The organism is Cupriavidus sp. Met-2, from assembly GCF_049843575.1.
In the GTDB taxonomy this organism is placed as follows: Bacteria; Pseudomonadota; Gammaproteobacteria; order Burkholderiales; family Burkholderiaceae; genus Cupriavidus; species Cupriavidus metallidurans.
The window spans coordinates 310,014-325,850 of sequence record NZ_JBBHZL010000005.1 but is presented as its reverse complement, the minus strand read 5'-3'; the positions used below and the strand labels follow the sequence as shown (position 1 = coordinate 325,850).

Annotated in this window: 14 protein-coding genes; 6 read left to right on the top strand and 8 right to left on the bottom strand. The window is 64.3% G+C overall.

Annotated features, from left to right (window positions below; genetic code table 11):
- Positions 1 to 17: 17 nt before the first annotated feature.
- From WD006_RS14050 to WD006_RS14030, 5 genes are all read right to left on the bottom strand, one after another.
- Positions 18 to 1,043: a Bug family tripartite tricarboxylate transporter substrate binding protein gene (locus WD006_RS14050; RefSeq protein WP_029306585.1), complete on the bottom strand. Its 1,026-nt coding sequence runs from the start codon at positions 1,041 to 1,043 to the stop codon at positions 18 to 20.
- 9 nt (positions 1,044 to 1,052) lie between these two features.
- Positions 1,053 to 2,306: an alkyl sulfatase dimerization domain-containing protein gene (locus WD006_RS14045; RefSeq protein WP_029306584.1), complete on the bottom strand. Its 1,254-nt coding sequence runs from the start codon at positions 2,304 to 2,306 to the stop codon at positions 1,053 to 1,055.
- Positions 2,307 to 2,506: 200 nt separating this feature from the next.
- On the bottom strand, positions 2,507 to 3,463 hold the full coding sequence (locus WD006_RS14040) for a LysR substrate-binding domain-containing protein (protein WP_011519564.1): 957 nt from the start codon (positions 3,461 to 3,463) through the stop codon (positions 2,507 to 2,509).
- Between the two features lie 132 nt (positions 3,464 to 3,595).
- A complete protein-coding gene (locus WD006_RS14035) occupies positions 3,596 to 5,179 on the bottom strand; it encodes an acyl-CoA synthetase (protein WP_011519563.1) in 1,584 nt (527 codons plus the stop codon).
- Between the two features lie 43 nt (positions 5,180 to 5,222).
- On the bottom strand, positions 5,223 to 6,035 hold the full coding sequence (locus tag WD006_RS14030; RefSeq protein WP_011519562.1) for an IclR family transcriptional regulator: 813 nt from the start codon (positions 6,033 to 6,035) through the stop codon (positions 5,223 to 5,225).
- A 211-nt stretch (positions 6,036 to 6,246) separates the two neighbouring features.
- Here WD006_RS14030 and WD006_RS14025 point away from each other — a divergent pair, with 211 nt between their 5' ends.
- The 5 genes from WD006_RS14025 (at position 6,247) to WD006_RS14005 (ending at position 11,367) form a co-directional block, all read left to right on the top strand.
- On the top strand, positions 6,247 to 7,425 hold the full coding sequence (locus WD006_RS14025) for a thiolase family protein (protein ID WP_011519561.1): 1,179 nt from the start codon (positions 6,247 to 6,249) through the stop codon (positions 7,423 to 7,425).
- Positions 7,426 to 7,462: 37 nt separating this feature from the next.
- Complete coding sequence (locus tag WD006_RS14020) at positions 7,463 to 8,230, top strand: SDR family NAD(P)-dependent oxidoreductase (RefSeq protein ID WP_011519560.1); 768 nt, start codon at positions 7,463 to 7,465, stop codon at positions 8,228 to 8,230.
- A gap of 10 nt (positions 8,231 to 8,240) precedes the next feature.
- Positions 8,241 to 9,005, top strand: coding sequence for a crotonase/enoyl-CoA hydratase family protein (locus WD006_RS14015; RefSeq protein WP_008645301.1), 765 nt, complete (start codon positions 8,241 to 8,243; stop codon positions 9,003 to 9,005).
- A gap of 171 nt (positions 9,006 to 9,176) precedes the next feature.
- Positions 9,177 to 10,166, top strand: a complete 990-nt coding sequence (locus WD006_RS14010) for a Bug family tripartite tricarboxylate transporter substrate binding protein (protein ID WP_011519558.1) — start codon at positions 9,177 to 9,179, stop codon at positions 10,164 to 10,166.
- A gap of 55 nt (positions 10,167 to 10,221) precedes the next feature.
- Positions 10,222 to 11,367, top strand: a complete 1,146-nt coding sequence (locus WD006_RS14005; protein ID WP_029306582.1) for an acyl-CoA dehydrogenase family protein — start codon at positions 10,222 to 10,224, stop codon at positions 11,365 to 11,367.
- Between the two features lie 66 nt (positions 11,368 to 11,433).
- On the opposite strand, the gene WD006_RS14000 is transcribed toward WD006_RS14005, so the two are convergent.
- From WD006_RS14000 to WD006_RS13990, 3 genes are all read right to left on the bottom strand, one after another.
- Positions 11,434 to 12,342 carry a LysR family transcriptional regulator gene (locus WD006_RS14000; RefSeq protein WP_011519556.1) on the bottom strand — a complete coding sequence of 303 codons (909 nt, stop codon included), beginning with the start codon at positions 12,340 to 12,342 and terminating at the stop codon, positions 11,434 to 11,436.
- Between the two features lie 209 nt (positions 12,343 to 12,551).
- The gene (locus tag WD006_RS13995; protein WP_008645293.1) at positions 12,552 to 13,346 is read right to left on the bottom strand and encodes a crotonase/enoyl-CoA hydratase family protein; all 795 of its coding nucleotides are present in this window, start codon (positions 13,344 to 13,346) and stop codon (positions 12,552 to 12,554) included.
- A gap of 45 nt (positions 13,347 to 13,391) precedes the next feature.
- Positions 13,392 to 14,378, bottom strand: a complete 987-nt coding sequence (locus WD006_RS13990; protein WP_029306581.1) for a Bug family tripartite tricarboxylate transporter substrate binding protein — start codon at positions 14,376 to 14,378, stop codon at positions 13,392 to 13,394.
- 233 nt (positions 14,379 to 14,611) lie between these two features.
- On the opposite strand from WD006_RS13990, the gene WD006_RS13985 reads away from it, so the two are divergent.
- Positions 14,612 to 15,835, top strand: coding sequence for a CaiB/BaiF CoA transferase family protein (locus WD006_RS13985; RefSeq protein ID WP_029306580.1), 1,224 nt, complete (start codon positions 14,612 to 14,614; stop codon positions 15,833 to 15,835).
- Positions 15,836 to 15,837: the final 2 nt, after the last annotated feature.

Below are 15,837 nucleotides of genomic sequence, written 5' to 3'. Positions count from 1 at the left end.
TCTTCGGGTTCCGATGGTCAGTCCACGGTGATGTGGTTGGCGCGGATCACGTTGCCCCACGCCGTCACGTCATCGCGCACGGTCTGCGCGAATTGCGCGGCGGTCCTGATCGGCGGATCGGCCATGTTCAACTGCATGAAACGTTCGCGCATCTCGGCGCTGGCAAGTGCGAGGTTAACTTCCGCGTTGAGCCGTTGCACGATCGCGTCGGGGGTGCCGGCTGGCGCGAACATGCCGTACCAGCTGTTGGTGTCGAACGGAAAGCCTTGCTCGGTCATCGTGGGCACCTCGGGAGAGGCGGAGCCGCGCCGTGTGCCGCTGATAGCCAGCGCGCGCAGCTTTCCCGCGCGAAGCAATGGCAGCGACGATGAGGTGTCGACGAAGGCCACGCGCACGACGCCGCCCTGCATGTCGTTCAGGATCTGCGGCACCGTCTTGTAGGGCACGTGCCGCAGGCGGATGCCCGTCTGCATCTTCAGGGCCTCCATCGTCAGATGGCCGCCCGATCCGATGCCCCAGGACGCGTAGTCATAAACATCTGGCCGCGCGCGTATGTGCGCGACGAACTCCTTGAGGTTGCGGGCGGGGAAGTCGGGCGCGACCACAAGGAAGTTACCGCCTGCGCCGATCTGGGCGATGGGTGCGAGGTCGCGCAGCCCGTCGTACGGCATCTTTGGCTGCAGCGTCTGGTTGATGACCACCGTGGCGGCGTAAGTGAACAGCAGGGTCTGACCGTCCGGCGCGGCCTTGGCGACGATGTCGTTGCCGATGATGCCGGTGGCGCCCGGCTTGTTGTCGATCACGAACGATTGGCCCAGCCGCTTGCCGATCATTTCAGCCAGCGGTCGGGCGAAAAGATCCGGGCCGCTTCCGGCTGAAGCGGGCACCACGAGGCGGATTGGGCGCGACGGCCAGGTGGCAGCCGCGCCGGCGGGGCGCAGTGCGGCGCCCAGACCGAGCATCGCGAACAGGCGCAATGCATTGCGCCGGCGATGGTCGGCGATGTCGTTGGCAATGTCATCGACAGACTGTGGGAACGGCATGGCGGGCTCCTAGTGGATGCCGAAGTTGTCGTCCGAGCCGCTTTCCAGGACCATGGCCGCCGCGACGTAGAGGCTGCGCGACACATAGCTGCGCACCTGTTTCGAGCGGGCGCGCAGCCATTCGGCCTTGAGCTGGCGAGCCTCCACGACTTGCGGTGCATCGCCGGATGCCTGTGCCAGCAGGTCGATCACATGCAGGGCCAACTGGATCTCGCCGCGATCCGCCAGTCCGCGGGCGTGCCGCACGATCGCGCCGTGATCGGCGATGGCCGCTGCGATCTCGGCGGCTACCGCTTTCGGTGCGGCCGGATGCAGCGTCGTGGCGTTGCGATCCCACCAGCCGTTTTCGGAGCGGTAGATATCGCGGGCGATATAGGTCGGGTCGCCGTAGGTAGGCTGCATCCACGGCTGCTCGAACAGATCCGGCGGCGGCTGCAGCGCGGCCAGCATCTCGCGCTCGTTGCAGCCGGCGTTCATCAGTCGCACCACCTCTTCGCGCATCCAGCGCAGTGCCCTGGCGGTGTGCAGCAGTACGTGCTGGCAAGTGTCCTCGCCTTGGAGGGACGGCCCAAATTCACGGACGACGGTTTCGGGTCGCAGGCTGGCCAGCCGCTCCAGCGTTTCCGCCCAGCGCACGGTGTCGCGCATGGTGCGGAACGGTGTGCCGACATTCGGGATGGAGTCGATCACGGCGGGGCCGCCGTAGAGCAACCGGCTTCCGGGCAGCCAGACGGCGACGGCATCATCGGTCTCCGATGGCGCCCACAAAATCTCGGCGCGCCGATCGCCCTGCCCGACCGTGATGCCTTCGGTGAAGGTCTCGGTAGGTCGGTTCTGGCCCAGCTTGCCGGCCAGGGCACCGCTGGCATGGCGGAACTGGATCTCGGCCATGCGCTCCTGCATCCGCTGCGTTTCCCGATAGCGCTTCTGGCGGGCCAGCACGTTGACATGCGCCAGGATGCGCGGCGTGGGGTCGCCACGTTGCGCGGCATGGTCGAGCCACTGCTTCGCGCCGGCGTTGTAGCCCAGGTGACCGTGGCTGTAGCAGATCGCCAGGACGGGCAGGTCCGTCTGTATGCGCAGGACCTCGATCATGCCCGCCGTAATGCGCCCGCCGGGACCGCTGTCGACCACCAGCAGCCCGCCGCCCACATCGGCGACGAAGCTCTGGCCTTGGCCATGCAGCAGCCAGATGCCATCTCCAATGGCGTCGATGCCCTTGCCGGTGATTAGCGCGGCGGGGCGGTCCTCGATTGCGTTCATGTGCGTCCCTTCCAATTGGCGAAGGGATATTCACGCGCAGATTCGCCGTTATATGCAGTGGGGAAAGTCCCGGCGGGACCACCGCTGGAGCCGGCGAGCGCAGTACTGGCGCGGCCTGGCGGCCTTTCGGGGCAGTTCGGGTGTGAACCGCTGGTTAGCACCCGCAACTGAAAGTAAGTTCCCGGCTCGACCGCAGTAGGCTAGCCGGCCATTTCCGTGGCGCGGGGTACCTGTCTGCGGAGTGGGCTGTCCGGCTGCTTGCCGAGATAGTGCACTTCTCGCCGCAACAGCGTGGCGAACTGCTCCGCCACGGGCGTCATCGGAGAATCGGCCCGATAGATCAGGCTTACCGCATGGCTGGGCAACGGATCCTCGATGGGCAGCGCCACCAGATTGGCGCTGGCCAGTTGGCCGGGCACCAACTGGCGCGGCAGCAGGCAGAGCAGCGACCGGTCTTCAAGCAGTGTCTGGATCATGCCGATGGTGTCGCAACGCACGGCCACGCGTGGCAACGGCAGATCGAGTGCACGGAAGGCGTCCAGAATCGCGGCGCCGGGGCCGTGCATCCGCTGGCCCGTCAGCACCCACTCCGATCCCACCAGTTCGCGCAGCCTGCGGGCGTTGCGCAGTGGATGGTCCTTGTGCGCCACCACTACCGAGTCATTGTCGTACAGCGGCTCGGAGACAAACTCGCGCTCGATGCCCTCGTCCGGAATTGGGCTGACTGCCATGTCCATGACACCGGCGCGCAGATCGGAAAGGTGGGCGGGATAGACACCGCTGTCGATGCAGACCTGGACGTCCGGGTGTTGCGATCGAAAGCGCTTGAGCACGGCCGGCAGCAGCAGGTGCGCCGGGCCGCCCGTGGCGCCGATACGGACCACGCCATTGCGCGTGCCCAGCATCTGCGACATCTCGTCGGTGGCCTTGCGCGCCTCGCTGGCGATGAGCTGCGCGCGCCGCAAAAATGCCTCGCCATAGCGCGACAGCACCACGCCGCGCGTAGTGCGTGTCAGCAACGGCACGTGCAGTTCTTCCTCGAGCAGGCGAATGCTCTTGGTGATGGCCGGACCCGAGACATTGCGGGCCTTGGCGCCGGCCCGAATGCTGCCGGTCTCGGCCACGGCAATGAAGTCCTGAAGTTGGCTCAGGCGCATGAAATTGTCCCCAGTGGCTGGCGTTCTTGATGACGTTTTGCCGCCAGCATAGCCGCATTTCCATGTGCTGGGGCTCCCACCACCCCCAACCCGCCAACCATCAGGCGGCCGGGCCGCCTTGAGTCGGTACGGTCAGGCGCGGCCGGTCCGCACGGCATGCCCGGAGTGCGGTTGCTCGCGATGGCGGTCCTTCAGTTCCCGTCGCAACAGCTTGCCGGTGGGGGTGCGTGGCAGGCGTTCGTCGAAGACCACCGTGCGCGGCAGCTTCAGGCGACCGAGCCTGCCCTGGCAGTAGTCGACGATGTCCTGCGCCAGATCCGGCGTGGCGGCCTTGCCGTCACGCAGTTCGATCACGGCCTTCGGTACCTCGCCCAACTCCGGATCGGGCACGCCGATCACGGCGACGTCCGCCACCGACGGGTGCTGCATCAGCACGCTTTCGATTTCCTGCGGATAGACGTTCACGCCGCCCGACAGGATCAGGTCCGCGCGCCGGTCGCTCAGGAACAGATACCCTTCCTCGTTGACGTAGCCGAGGTCTCCATAGGTGGCCCAGCCCTTGTCGTTGTACGCGGATCGCGTCTTCTCCGGGGCGTTGTGGTACGAGAACGTTGCCACGCCCGAGAAGTAGATCATGCCGACTTCGTTGGGCGGCAACTCGTTGCCGGCGTTATCCACGATGTGGATGACGCCGGCCGACGCGCGTCCGACCGAGCCCGGATACTTGCGCCATTCCAGTGGCCCGATGGAGGTCGTGCCGGCGCCTTCGGAGCCGGCGTAGTACTCGTAAAGGATGTCGCCCCACCAGTCGAGCATGGCCTGTTTGACATGGACCGGGCATGGCGCGGCGGCGTGGATGGCGACCTTCATCGACGAGAGGTCATAACGGCGGCGTGCCTCGTCGGGCAGGCCCAGCAGGCGCACAAACATCGTCGGCACCCACTGGCTATGTGTGACGCGGTAGCGCTCGACTGCGGCCAGCGCGCCCTCGGCGTCGTATTTCGACATGGCGACGCATGTGCCGCCGACGTCAAGCGTACGCATGATGTAGCGCAGCGGCGCGGCGTGATAGAACGGCGCGGTCGACAGGTAGACCGTGTTCTCGTCGAAACCGAATGCACGGCGCCAGGCGATGATTTCAAGCTCAGGTTTGTCGCGGTCTTCGTAGGGCGTGAGCGGCCGGCGGATACCCTTGGGGTGGCCGGTGGTGCCGGACGAATAGAGCATGTCGCGGCCGACCGGACGCGGGGGCAGGGTGGCGTCAGGGGCGAACGCGGAGATTGCGGCTTCGTACGCTTCAAAGCCTGGCGGCAGGTTCGAAGCGCCAGCCAGCACAAAGACAGGCAGATCGAGCGCGTGGGCATCGGCCGCGCGTACTGCTTCGACCAGCGGCAACATGGCGGGCGACGCGATCAGCAGTTTCGCTCCGCAATCCTTCAGCACGTAGGCCGCTTCCGCCGGGCTCAGGTGCGTGTTGACTGCGGTGTAGTACAGCCCGACGCGCCGCGCCGCGGATGCGATCTCGATCAGGCCCGGGTGATTCTCCACCAGCACGGCGATGCAGTCGCCGGCTTCCAGACCACGCGACACCAGCCATTGCGCGGCGCGGATCGCGCGCGCGTCCAACTCTCCATACGTGATGACGTGGCCCGATTCAGCCTGGATCAATGCTGGCTTTTGCGGCGCCACGGTTGCCCAGTCGTGCAGTGTTGTCATAACAGGTCGTCTCCTCCTGTTGGTTTTGTATTCTATTGCGACGCTATGCGCCCAGCGATGCCTCCACATTGCGCATGAGCGTCAGCAGGCGCGGGCCGAGGTCTTCCTTTAGCCGTTTGCACTGTTCGCTGTAGATCGGCACGGCGGCAGCGAGCACCCAGGCTTCGCCATCGCGGCGTTTCTGCATCGGCACGGCGATGGTTTCGATCTCGCGGTGCAGGTCGCCGTAGCTGCGCGAGAAGCCTTGCTCGCTCAGATCGCGTTGTGCCGTGGCAAGGCGCTCGTCGAGCCATTCCTTGCGCGATGGGTCGCGCCGCGCGAAGCCGTCGAGCCACGCCTTGCGTTCGGACTCGGACAGCATCAACAGGTACGCCCGGCCGGATGCCGCGCGCGACAGCGAGACGCGCATCCCGATTTCAGAGCGGAACAACTGCGAACCTGCACCCTGCGCCACTTCGACGTAGCTCAGATTGGTGCCAATCCCCGCGAGTAGCTGGACTTGTCCTTCGATGTGGTCTGCCAGTTCCTGCATCAGAGGGCGGGCCAGCTGGCGGATCGTCATGCGGGCGAGCGTCGGCGCGGCCAGGTTCAGCAGGCCGAGTCCGGGCACGTATTTCGATAGCCGCTCGGAATAGCGCAGCAGGCCGAGTTCGCACAGCGTGTCGAGCAGGCGGAACAGCGTGGGCTTGGGCAGACCCGTCAGCTCCATCAGTTCCTTGCCGGACAGTTCCTGGACGGTGGTCGAAAAGCAGCCAAGGATGCCGATGCCGCGTGCGAGCGCGCTCACCAGGCGACCTTCCTGTTCGCCTTCGCTCTCGCCCGCCGTGACGGGTGCGGTAGGTGGCAGTGATGTCACTTCAGATGCTCCCGGTCCATCGATGTCGCTGTTTTTCGGCACTTGTGTCTCATAAATTCTATTCTGCAATTCAAAAAAAGAGTCGGTCAAGAGAAATTTCGAGGCGAGAAGCTGGACTTTTTGGCTAAATCTGATTGAAGATATGTCACGCCAACCGATATTTTGAGCCACCCATCTCATTTTTCCTACTACCAGGATCAGGGGGAGACACATGCAGCAAGCTTTCATCATCGACGCAATCCGTTCGCCGCTGGGCCGTTCCAAGCCCGGCTCCGCCTTTACCGAACTCCATGCCACCGAACTGCTGGCCCAGGTGCTGTCGCAGCTCGTGCGGCGCAATGACCTTGACCCGGGTCTGGTCGATGACGTCATCACCGGTTGCGTGACGCAGGCCGGCGAACAGTCCGCAGGGGTTGGGCGCGTGGCCTGGCTGGCGGCGGGCTTTCCGGAGCACGTGCCGGCCACCACCATCGACCGCAAGTGCGGTTCGAGCCAGCAGGCCGTTCACTTTGCCGCGCAGGGCATCATGGCCGGCGCGTACGACATCGTGATTGCCTGCGGCATCGAGTCCATGAGCCGGGTGCCGATGGGCGCGGCGCGTATTGGCCAGAACCCATATGGTCCGTCGTTTGAGGAACGCTACGCGCCGGGGCTGGTCGGGCAGGGCGTGTCGGCCGAGCTGGTTGCCGCCAAGTGGGAGCTTTCGCGTCACGACATGGACAGCTACTCGGCGCGCTCGCACCAGCGTGCCGCCGCCACCCAGGCAGCCGGCGGATTCAAGCGCGAGATCGTCGGCATCCAGACCGTGAATGGTCTGGTGGAGCAGGACGAGACGATCCGCGCCAACACCACCGTGGAGCGCCTGGCGACGCTGGAGTCGCCATTCCGCAACGACGAACTGAGTGCCCGTTTTCCGCAGATCGGCTGGAATGTTACCGCCGGCAACGCCTCGCAGATCAGTGATGGTGCGGCCGCAATCCTGATTGTCAGCGAGCGCATGGCCACGAAGCTCGGCCTCAAGCCGCGCGCGCGTTTTGTCGGTTTCGACGTGATCGGCGCCAATCCGCTGGAGATGCTGACCGCGCCGATCCCCGCCACCCAGCGCGTGCTGGCAAAGACCGGCATGACGCTCGAGCAGATCGCGCACTACGAAATCAACGAGGCATTCGCCAGTGTGCCGATGGCCTGGCAGAAGACGATGAAGGCCGATGGCGCGCGCCTGAACCCGCGCGGTGGCGCGATCGCGCTAGGTCACCCGCTTGGCGCATCGGGCGTGCGGCTGATGACCACCATGCTCCATGCGCTGGAAGACAGCGGCGAGCGCTTCGGCCTGCAGTCGATGTGCGAAGCGGGCGGCATGGCGAACGCCACGATCATCGAGCGCGTCTGACGCCCATCGCAATCCCATACGAACAGGAAAAACAAGCATGAAACTCGACCAGACCATGTCCGCCGTCGTGACCGGCGGTGCCTCCGGCCTCGGCCTTGCCAGCGCCAAACGCCTTGTGGAGAAGGGTGTCAAGGTGGTGATTGCCGACATCTCGGAAGAACGTGCCGCTGCCGCGCTGGATGCACTGGGTCCCAATGCCACGTTCGTCCAGGCCGACGTCACCGATACCGACCAGATGACGCGCGTGTTCGACGCTGCAGTCGCGATGGGGCCGCTGCGTGCGCTCGTGCATTGCGCGGGGCTCGGTGGCGCGGTACGCGTGGTGGAAAAGGACGGCTCGCCGGGCTCGCTCGAAGCCTATGAGCGCGTGGTGCGGATCAACCTGATTGGCACCTTCAACGTGCTGCGTCTGGGTGCGGCACGCATGGCGACCAACGAGCCCGTCGACGGCGAGCGTGGCGCATGCGTGCTGACCGCGTCGGTGGCGGCCTACGAAGGCCAGATCGGCCAGATTCCTTACGCATCGGCCAAGGCGGGCATCGTCGGCATGACCATCGTCGCGGCACGCGATCTGGCACAGCGCATGATTCGCGTCTGCACGATCGCCCCGGGCCTGTTCGACACGCCGCTGCTGGCCCGTCTGCCCGATAACGTGAAGGCCTCGTTGGGTGCGATGGTGCCGCACCCGGCCCGCCTGGGCGCACCGGACGAGTACGCGTCCACCGCGCTGCACATCCTCGAGAATCCGATGCTCAATGGCGAGACCATCCGTCTGGATGGCGCCATCCGCATGGCCCCGCGCTAAGGAGTCGATCATGACCGACACGCTAGTCAAGGAGATCCGCGGCAACGTGATGGTGCTGACCATTAACCGCCCCGAAGCGCGCAATGCGATGGACTTCGAAACGGCCACCGCCATTGCGGCAGCGCTGGACGAACTCGATGCGCGCGACGACCTGAGCATCGCGGTGCTGACCGGTGCCGGCAACACCTTCTGTTCCGGCATGGACCTGAAGGGGTTCCTCGCCGGCAAGCGGCCCAGCATTCCGGGGCGCGGCTTTGGTGGCGTGACCGAGCGCCCGCCGCGCAAGGTGTTGATCGCCGCGGTTGAGGGCTACGCGCTGGCGGGTGGCTTCGAGCTCGTGCTCGCTTGCGATCTGGTCGTGGCCTCGCGCGAAGCAAAGTTCGGCCTGCCAGAAGTCAAGCGTGGCCTGGCTGCAGCAGCCGGCGGCCTGATGCGCTTGCCGCGCCGCGTGCCGTACCACGTCGCCATGGAGTACAGCCTGACCGGCGACATGCTGCCGGCCACGCGTGCCTACGAACTGGGTCTCGTCAATCGATTGACCGAAGCTGGCGGCGCGCTGGATGCCGCGCTGCAACTGGCCGCTGCGGTCGGCGCCAACGGGCCGCTGGCGATCGCCGCGAGCAAGCAGGTGGTGGTGCAATCGGGCGACTGGACCCGCGAAGAAATGTTCGAGCGTCAACGGCCGCTGATCGAGTCGGTTTTCACCTCGGCCGACGCGCGTGAAGGCGCGGCGGCATTTGCGGAGAAGCGCAAGCCGGTCTGGACCGGCAAGTAACACCCTGTCTGGATTGGCCGCCCCGAGCCTGATCAGGGGCGGCCTTTCGCGGCGGCAGCACCCGCGATTACAGACCCGCCGCAGCAAGAAAGACATGCGCCACCGCGTGAATACGTGGGCGGTGACAAGAAAAAAATGGTTGAGCCGACACAACCAATCAGGAGACGACAAATGCAACGCAGGACCTTCAGTTCGCTGGCGTTTGGCGCCAGCCTCGCGCTTGGCGCGATCGGCATGGTTGCCGCGAAACCGGCGAACGCGCAGGCATGGCCAACGCGGCCCATCACGATCATCGTTCCCGGCGCGCCGGGTGGCACGACCGATATTCCGGCCCGCATCGTCGCGCAGAAGCTCTCGGCACTGCTGGGCCAACCCGTGGTGGTCGACAATCGCGCCGGCTCGGCCGGCATCATCGGCACGCAGGCCTTCCTGCATGCGCCCGCCGATGGATACACCTGGCTCGTCGGCAATACCGGCTCGCACGCGATCAACTACACGGCATACAAGAAGCTGAGCTACAAGCCGCAGGATTTCGTGCCGGTCACCGACATGATCTCGTTCACGAACGTGCTGGTCGTCAACGCCCAGTCGCCCGTGAAGAGCGTGGCGGACCTCCTGGCGCTGCTGAAGAAGGAACCGGGCAAGCTCTCGTACGCGTCGGCCGGCATCGGGCAGACCACGCATCTGACGTCGCTGATGTTCACGCAGCGCACGGGCACCAACGCCATCCATGTGCCGTACAAGGGGTCGACGCCTGCCACCACGTCGGTGATCGCCGGCGAGACCACTTTCATGTTCGACAACCTGACCCAGTCGCTGCCGCAGATTCGAAGCGGCAAGCTGCGCGCGCTGGCGGTAACGAGCGATGAACGTCAGGCCAGCATGCCAGACGTGCCGACCATGGCCGAGGCCGGGGTGAAGGATTTCGTCGTGCAGGGCTGGCTGGGGTTCTTCGGCGCGGCAAAGACGCCCCCGGAAGTCGTCGCGAAGATGCAGGCGAGCCTGGCGAAGGTCATGGAGGATCCTGATGTCGTGCGGCGCTTTCGCGAAATGGGTGGTATGCCCGGCGGAGAGCCGCAGCCGAAATTCGCCGATCTGGTCAGCAAGGATCAGAAGCGCTGGGGCGAGACCATCCGCCTCGCCAACCTGACACTCGACTGATGACGCTGTCATCGTTCAACGCATCCAACACAATCGAAGCAGGAGACATCGCATCATGACCAACCCTTTGCCCTGGATCAGCGGCGACCTGGAGATCTTCCAGGATGGCATTCGCAAGTTCGTCGAGCGCGAGCTTGCACCCAACGAGGATCGTTGGTGGAAGCAGCAGTACATCGACCGTGAAGTCTGGTACAAGGCAGGCGAGATGGGGATGCTCTGCGCAAGCATTCCCGAAGAGTACGGTGGCGGCGGCGGGACGTTCGCCCACGAGGCCATCATCACGATGGAACAGGGGCGGGCCGGCGTGAGCAGCCTCGGCACCAACGTGCACAGCGGCATCGTTGCCCACTACATCCTGCGCTACGGCACCGAGGATCAGAAACGCAAGTGGCTGCCGAAGATGGCGACCGGCGAGCTGGTTGCCGCCATCGCCATGTCGGAACCCGGTGCGGGTTCGGACCTCAAGAGCGTCAAGACGCGCGCGCTGAAGGACGGCGACAGCTACGTCATCAATGGTTCGAAGACCTTCATCACGAACGGCTACCACGCCAACCTGATCCTGGTGATCTGCAAGACCGATCCGGAGGCGGGCGCGCGCGGTGTGTCGATCGTTGTGGTCGAGACTGATGGCCAGCAGGGATTCCGCCGCGGTCGCATCCTGGAAAAGATGGGGCAGAAGGGCCAGGACACCGCCGAGTTGTTCTTCGACGACATGCGCGTGCCGTGCGCGAACCTGCTCGGCACCGAAGAGGGCAAGGGCTTCTACCAGCTTATGCAACAGTTGCCGCAGGAGCGCATGATCATCGCGCTGGGTGCGTTGGCATCGATGGAGCGCGCGCTGGGCCTGACGATCGAGTACGTGCGCAATCGCAAGGTCTTCGGCGAATCACTGATCGAGCTGCAGAACACCCGATTCCGGTTGGCGGAGTGCAAGACCAACGCGACCATCGCGCGCAGCTTCGTCAACGATTGCATGGAGAAAATCCTGCGTGGGGAGCTGGACCCCGGCACGGCGGCGATGGCCAAGTGGTGGTGCACGCAGCGTTCGTGCGAGATCATCGACGAATGCCTACAGTTGCACGGCGGCTATGGCTACATGATGGAGTACCCGATTGCGCGGATGTATGTGAACGCGCGGGTCAGCAAGATCTACGGTGGCTCGAACGAGATCATGAAGGAACTGATCGCGCGCGAACTCTGAGGTGCTGCCGGCGAGGCGAAGTCGCTACGGTTTCGGTCAGGGTCCTTTTTCGATCCGGGCCGAAGCCTACGCGGCCGGCGCGTCGCCGGCGAACTCCGCAATCGCCACTTCGCGGAAATGCCTGATGGCCGGACCATCCGCGTGCGGGGAAAAGGCCAGGGCGATGCCGATGCTCGTGGTGTTGGGATAGTTGGCCAGTGTCGAATAGACCAGCTTGTCACTGCCGAATCGACGCATGATCGACGGGACCAACGCGACGCCAAGGCCGCTTTCCACCAGTGCCAATACCGTCTGGATCTGCGTGGCTTCCTGCGTGATCCGGGGAAGGAATCCGGCGGTCTGACATGCCGCCATCGCTGCGGCGTGCAGGCCCGATGCTTCGGTCTGGGCATACATGACGAACCGCTCTTGCGCAAGGTCGGCGAGCGTAAGCGGTTGCTTTGCCGCCAGCGGATTGCGCCGTGGCAGCGCGGCAACGAACCGGTCTTCCTGCAGGGAAATCAGCGTGGCAGTGCCCCTGGACATCAATGGCGTCCTGATGAGGCCGACATCCAGGACTTCCTCCTCCAGGCTCCGAAGAATGCTGGTCGACGTTGCCTCTTTCAGTACGAGTTCGATGCCCGGATATTCCTCGCGGAAGCGCGAGACGAGTCGCGGGAGTACCTGATACGTCGTGGAGCCGACGAATCCCACGCGCAATGTGCCACCCAGACCACTGGCGGCTGCGTGTACCCGCTCGCTGAACTGGCCAGCGTGGAACAGGATGCGCTTTGCCTCCAGCAACGCGACCCGCCCGCTGGCGGTCAGCGCCACGCCTCTGGCATCGCGCAGGAACAAGGTGGTGTCCAGCTCTGCTTCGAGTTTCTGTATGGAGACGGTCAGGGCCGGCTGGGCGATATGCAGCCGCTCGGCGGCGCGCCGGAAGTTCAGAGTCTCGGCAAGTACGACAAAGTGCCTGATGCGACGTAGATCCATATTCCTGGAAGGGTGACAGAGCGCCGCATTTCAATGTCGTGTTCTGGCTCCGGAGGGCGCTTGAGACCTGGAGCTTATTGAAACATGCTGTGCGTCGCAATACGGACACATACGCATGTCGCGGGGCATTCCCGCTGCGGTGCCATCGCTGTCAGGGGAGCCGTTTCCCGCCGCCACGCCGGAACGAGAAACGGCCTGTCGTGACCCCTTTATCCCTTGAATACGGGTTTGCGCTTGTCGAGGAACGCTTCCACGGCTTCCTTGTGATCGGCGGCCTGATGCGAGACCGCTTGATAGACGGCGGAAAGTTCCAGCAGCGTGCCCAGCGACGTGTGCATGCCTTCGCGCAACAGGCGCTTGGCCAATCGGACCGCGTGCGGCGGGTTTGCCGCGATGGCGGCGGCGATCTCCCGGGCCGTGGGCAGCAGAGCCTCAGGTTCGACTACCTGTGAAACGAGATTCCATTCGAGCGCCGTTTGCGCGTCGATCGCCTTGCCCGTGAACGTAAGCTCCGCCGCGCGCGACATCCCGATGATTCGGGGCAGCAGCCAGGCGCCGCCATCCCCGGGAATGATGCCCAGCTTGACGAAGCTCTCCGCAAACTGGGCGGCGCGCGACGCGATGCGGATGTCGCACATGCAGGTGAGATCGAGACCCGCCCCCAGTGCCGGACCGTTGACGGCGGCGATGACCGGGACCTCCAGATTGAACAGCGCAAGCGGCAGCCGCTGAATGCCATGGCGATAGTCCCGTCTGACGTCCATTGCCGAGGCAGTCCCGGATGCCTGCCGCTTCATTTCGTGGATGTTGCCGCCCGACGAGAATGCGGTACCGCTTCCGGTGATGATCACGGCGCGGACCGACGTATCGGACTCGATACGCTCGATCGCGGCCAGGAATTCGGGCACGGCCGTATTGCCCGTCAGTGGGTTCCGGCGCTCGGGTTCCGACATCGTCAACGTGACGACGTGCCCGTCTTGTTCGTAGGACAGGAAGTTCGACATGGTAGGTCTCCGGGATTGGATGGATCGGTTCGTCTATCGTTGCGTCTACTGTTTCGGCACGCCTGCGCGCTCGGCGGCGTCCGACCACTTCTTGATCTCCGCGAGCTGGAAGGTCCTCAGCGCTTTCGCGTCGCCGACAAAGACGTCCCAACTGGTGCGCGACAGGAATTCGCTGGTTTCAGGTGTCCGGTAGATGTCCAGCATCAGCTTTTCCAGCTTGGCGATGACCGGCTTTGGCGTATTCGCCGGTGCGAACGCGGCGGTCCAGTTCACCATGAAGTAGCCGGGGAATCCGCTTTCCTGAAGCGTGGGCGTGTTGGGCTGGCTGCCGAGCCGCTTGTCGCTGGTGACCGCGAGCAGCCGGAGCTTGCCGCCGTTCAGGAGCGGAAGTACCGCGCCATAGTCGGCAAACACGAAATCCACCTGTCCTGCAGCCAGATCGGTCAGCGCAGGCGCCGCGCCCTTGTATGGCACATGGTTGGCCTTGATGTGACCCATTGCCAGAAAGAGCTCGGTCGCGATCTGGTATGAGGCGCTGCCCGCGCCATAGTTGAGAGTGCCGGGGTGTTCGCGTGCCGCACTCAACAGCGCGTCGACGGTTTGGTAGCGAGACGTCGCGCTCACGACCAGCGCCATGGCGCCGACTCCCAGACGGGCAATGGGTGCGAGTTCGCTGACGGGGTCATAGGGGAGCTTGCGGAACATCGCGACATTGGTCGCCACCGGCGAGTTGCTGGCCAGCAGCAGCGTATATCCGTCGGGTTCGGCGCGGGTCACCGTTTGCGCGGCGATAAAGCTGTTGCCACCCGGACGGTTCTCGACGACGACCGGCTTTCCCAGCCGTTCCTCCATCTTGCGTGCGAGATATCGGGCGTTGGAGTCCGTGCCGCTCCCCGGCGGAAAGGACACTACCAGCTTGATGGGCTTGTCCGGGTATTCGCTTCTGGCGTCCATCGGCGTCAGTGCGCCGCCAATCGTCACCACGAGCGCGCACAGCATGGCCCACCGGCGCGTGGCTGATGTGAGTTTCATTCCTGTCTCCGTGTTATCCGGCTTCGTCTAGTACGCGAAGCGTCAGCAGAGACTATGCGCAGCGCTATGGCGCTGTCCAATATAGAAACGACGATTTTCGATATCCAAAATATATCGGCGTACTGCCGGGCAGTGATAAACGCAGCTTATCGAAGTCTCGCGAATCGCTATTGGACGCGGCGTTGGCACGTGGCTACGCTCATCGCTACAACTCGAAAGCAGGAGACAACGACATGAGCAAGGCGCTTGGCCATATCAAGGTGCTGGACCTGTCCCGTGTGCTGGCCGGACCCTGGGCCACCCAGAATCTGGCGGACATGGGGGCCGAAGTCATCAAGGTGGAGCGACCTGGCGCCGGCGACGACACGCGCGGCTGGGGGCCGCCGTTCCTGAAGGACCCGCAAGGCAACGAGACCGATGATTCGTCGTACTTCCTCAGCGCAAACCGGGGCAAGAAATCGATCACGATCGACCTTGCATCGCCAAAGGGCCAGGACATCATCCGGGCGCTGGCCCGCGAATGCGATGTCGTGGTCGAGAACTACAAGGTGGGCACGCTGGCTCGCTATAGCCTGTCCTACGAAGACCTGCGCAAGCTCAACCCGCGTCTGGTGTACTGCTCGATCACGGGATTCGGTCAGACCGGGCCCTATGCGGCATTGCCGGGCTACGACTTCGTTTTCCAGGGTATGGGCGGTCTGATGAGCATCACCGGGATGCCGGATGGCGAGCCCGGCGCCGGCCCGGTGAAATCCGGCATCGCCATCACAGATCTGCTCACCGGCATGTACGCCACATCGGCCATCCTTGCCGCGCTTGAGCACCGGAACGTCAGCGGAGAGGGCCAATACATCGATATCTCCTTGCTCGATTGCGTGGTCACCATCAATTCGTACCAGGCCATCAACTACTTTCTGTCCGGCAAGGTCCCCCAGCGGATGGGCAATGCGCACTCGAACATGGTGCCGTACCAGGTATTCCGCTGCAAAGAGGGTGACGTCATCGTGGCGGTCGGCAACGACACCCAGTACGCGGCGTTCTGCGGCGTCATCGGGCGTCCCGATCTGACGGAAGATGCCCGATTTACCACTGCAGCACAGCGCAACCGAAATCGGGAGACGCTGATTCCCCAGGTTGCCGAGGCGATGCTGGCCAGAACCATGACGGAATGGGTGACGCTGATGGAAGCGGCGAACGTGCCTTGCGGACCGATCTACAACATGAAACAGGTGTTCGAAGACCCGCAGGTCAGGCATCGGGACATGCAGCTCGTTCTGGAGCACAGCAGCGGTTCGAAAGCCCCATCGCTTGCGAATCCGATTCGTTTCTCCGATACGCCGATTCGCTACCAACGCTCCGCGCCAACCCTGGGTGAACACACCGACAGGGTTCTGCAGGACATGCTTGCCTTTTCAGCCGAGACCATCGACGCCTTGAGGGAGCAGGGCGTGATCTGATC